Consider the following 2,580-nt stretch of genomic DNA (forward strand, 5'->3'; position numbering starts at 1 on the left):
CCCGGCGCGTTCAGGCGGGCCAGCGGGGCGAGCTCCTGGTGGCCCCCGGGCAGTTCGGCGGATGACTGCCAGAGCCCGACCTCGCTGTCCGGCGCGAGCAGCCGCAGGCCGGCCAGCGCCGTGTCCGCGGCCGCCTGGATGCGGGTGCGACCGGCGCCGCCCGTCAGCGGCAGTGCCATCGAACCGGACGTGTCGAACACGGCAAGCGTGGCCCCGCGTTCCCGGCTGTGCCGGAAGAATCGACGCGCGGTCCCGAGCACGCTGTCCGAGGCGTCGGTACTGGCGAGTTTCGGCGGGGTGGAACGTACGCCGTCGGTGACGTTGAGGCTCGCCGACAGCCCGTTCGGGTCGTCGCCGCCCTGCAGTTCCAGCGGGGTGCGGAAGCCGGCCGCGGTCAGCGCCTGCCGTCCGGCATCGCCGCGCAGGTAGGCGGCGAAGGCGGTCGCCGCGGCGCGCCTGGGCGCCGAGTCCGTCGTCCGCTTGAGGACGATGTAGGGCACTGTTGCCGTGAACGCGCCGTCGGCAGGGTAGGAGGCGACCAGCGTCGACGGGGAGCTGGTTCCTGCCCGGGCCGCCAGGGTCCGGTTGTAGGCGATGACGTCGGACTCCAGAGCAGGGAAGGCGGATGGGGCGCTGCCGGTGGCGCCGTTCTCCGTGCCGCCGTCGCGGACCGAGTCGAACAGCTGGTGGTCGTACTGGGGCAGCCAGTCGATCGAGCGCTCCAGCTGCAGCACCGTGGCCTGGGCCGCCCGATCCTGGTCGAAGGTGCCCGGCGTCATGTCCGCGGGGGCCAGCCGGCGCGCCGCCCCGACCGTGCCGATGACCGCCCGCAGCGCCGCCGCCGAGTTCTCCGGGTTGGCCATGGCGAGGCGGAACTCGCCCCACCGGGGCTCCCCGCGGCCGGGCCAGAAGGCGGTCCTGTTCGCGTCCGCCGCGAGATCAGCCCAGGTCAGGTGATGTTCGGGCCAGCCGAGCTGCTGCGCCATCAGCCGGGGCATCGCGATGACGACGGGGGAGCCGGCGATCGTCGTCGCCCGTGCCGGTAGCTGCTGCGCCGCGCTGTTCGACTCCTGCCCCAGCTCCAGCCAGTCCGCCGACTCGGGGATCCACACGTCGGGAACGGCCGAGCCGGTCGCGTTTGCACGCGACAGCGCGTCGAGCGCCCGGTCGGACGGCGTCGCGGACACCTCGAAGGTCACACAGGGCCCGCTCCGGTCGGAGTGCGCCCGGCTGAACTCGGTGGCCAGCCGGCGGATCGGCGCGGTCAGGGTCGGGGCGGTGGTGATGGTCAGCGTGGTTCGGGTGGTGCCGTCGGCGCACTCGTCCGGCGCGCCGCCGTGCCAGACGGAGGCCGCTGCGAACCCGACGCCGGTGATTGTGAGGCCGCCGAGGACGAGTAGAGCGGCACTGCTGACCGCGCCGAGACCGATCCCGCGGGCCCGCCAACCCCGGCGCCGAGCGCCCGGGCCGGACCGCTCAGTCCGCGCGGACCGCCCGTGCGGCGGCCTGCCGACACGCCGGTCGCGGCGGCGTGGCACGGCGCCGCGGGGACCTCCAGCTGGGGACCGATGACGGGCGTCGGACACACAGACGTCCTTTCACGGGAGGCGCCGCGGCTGTTCCGAACCCGCCGCCACCACGATGATGTGACTACTTCTCCCGCCGAGCCCACCGCGCAACGGTTGACCGCACTCCCCGTCGTTCCCCGCCGATCCGGGAATCGGGAGCGTTGTGCCTCGCATCGGTTTTCGTGCCGCCGATACTGCCAGCCGCGGGCCGGCCGTCAGCTCATCTTGGAAATCCGGGGCTCGGCGTTGTTCCTCCGTTTCTCACGTCGTCGGCATGGTGTCCTACCAGGCCGGATGTTCGCTCCGCGTCAGTCGGGCCGGGGCTCACGCATCGGCCACGACGAGATCGGCGTAGGCCGGATGGCGATCGATGAACGCGCGGATGTAGGGGCACTGAGGGACCACGGCCAGGCCCTGCCGGCGAACATCGTCCAACGCCTCGGCGGCGAGGGTGGAGCCCACTCCCTGGCCGGAGAACTCCGGACTCACCTCGGTGTGGATGAAGATGATTCGATCTGCCCGCTTCTGGTACTGCGCGAAACCGGCGACCTCGCCGGTCGGCGTCAGCGCCTCGTAGCGGAAGCGGTCGGTGTTGTCGGTGACAGACAGGTCCATGTCGGCATCCTCCCCGATGCCGGCGAGGTCGGCTGGGGTGTCGACGTCCGCGGGGGTGCCGAGGCCGTCGCAGGCCACCCGGCCGACCGCCGCTGGGTGGGCGCGCAGCCAGGCCCGCGCGCCGACCTCCCCGCGGGCGAGGGCGGCGACGTCGGCCCAGACAGCCCGGCGCAGCAGGACGGGATGGCCCGGCTGCCCGCGGTAGGTCGCGGTCAGCGCGGGATACCGCTGGTAGCCGCCGGCCGGCGCGGCGGCGTCGACCAGGCGGCGGATCGCGGCTGCGGTCAGGCCGGGCTGGTCCACGAGCGTCACGATCGCGGCGTCGGCGCCGGTGCCGGCGAGGGCCTCGAGCCCGGCCCGCAGGGAGGCGCCGATGCCCTCGGCCCAGCCATCCGCC

At 74.0% G+C, this 2,580-nt stretch carries 2 protein-coding genes; both read right to left on the reverse strand.

Translation table 11 applies throughout. From position 1 onward, the window contains the following. Positions 1–1,586: substrate-binding and VWA domain-containing protein (locus tag NBZ85_RS30115; protein ID WP_261563319.1), on the reverse strand; the 1,586-nt coding region annotated here is incomplete at its 3' end. A gap of 306 nt (positions 1,587–1,892) precedes the next feature. Further along, positions 1,893–2,580, reverse strand: a 688-nt coding sequence (locus NBZ85_RS30120; protein ID WP_261563320.1) for a GNAT family N-acetyltransferase, incomplete at its 5' end; no start/stop codon positions are given.

This window comes from Frankia tisae (assembly GCF_025403405.1).
Taxonomy (GTDB): Bacteria; Actinomycetota; Actinomycetes; order Frankiales; family Frankiaceae; genus Frankia; species Frankia tisai.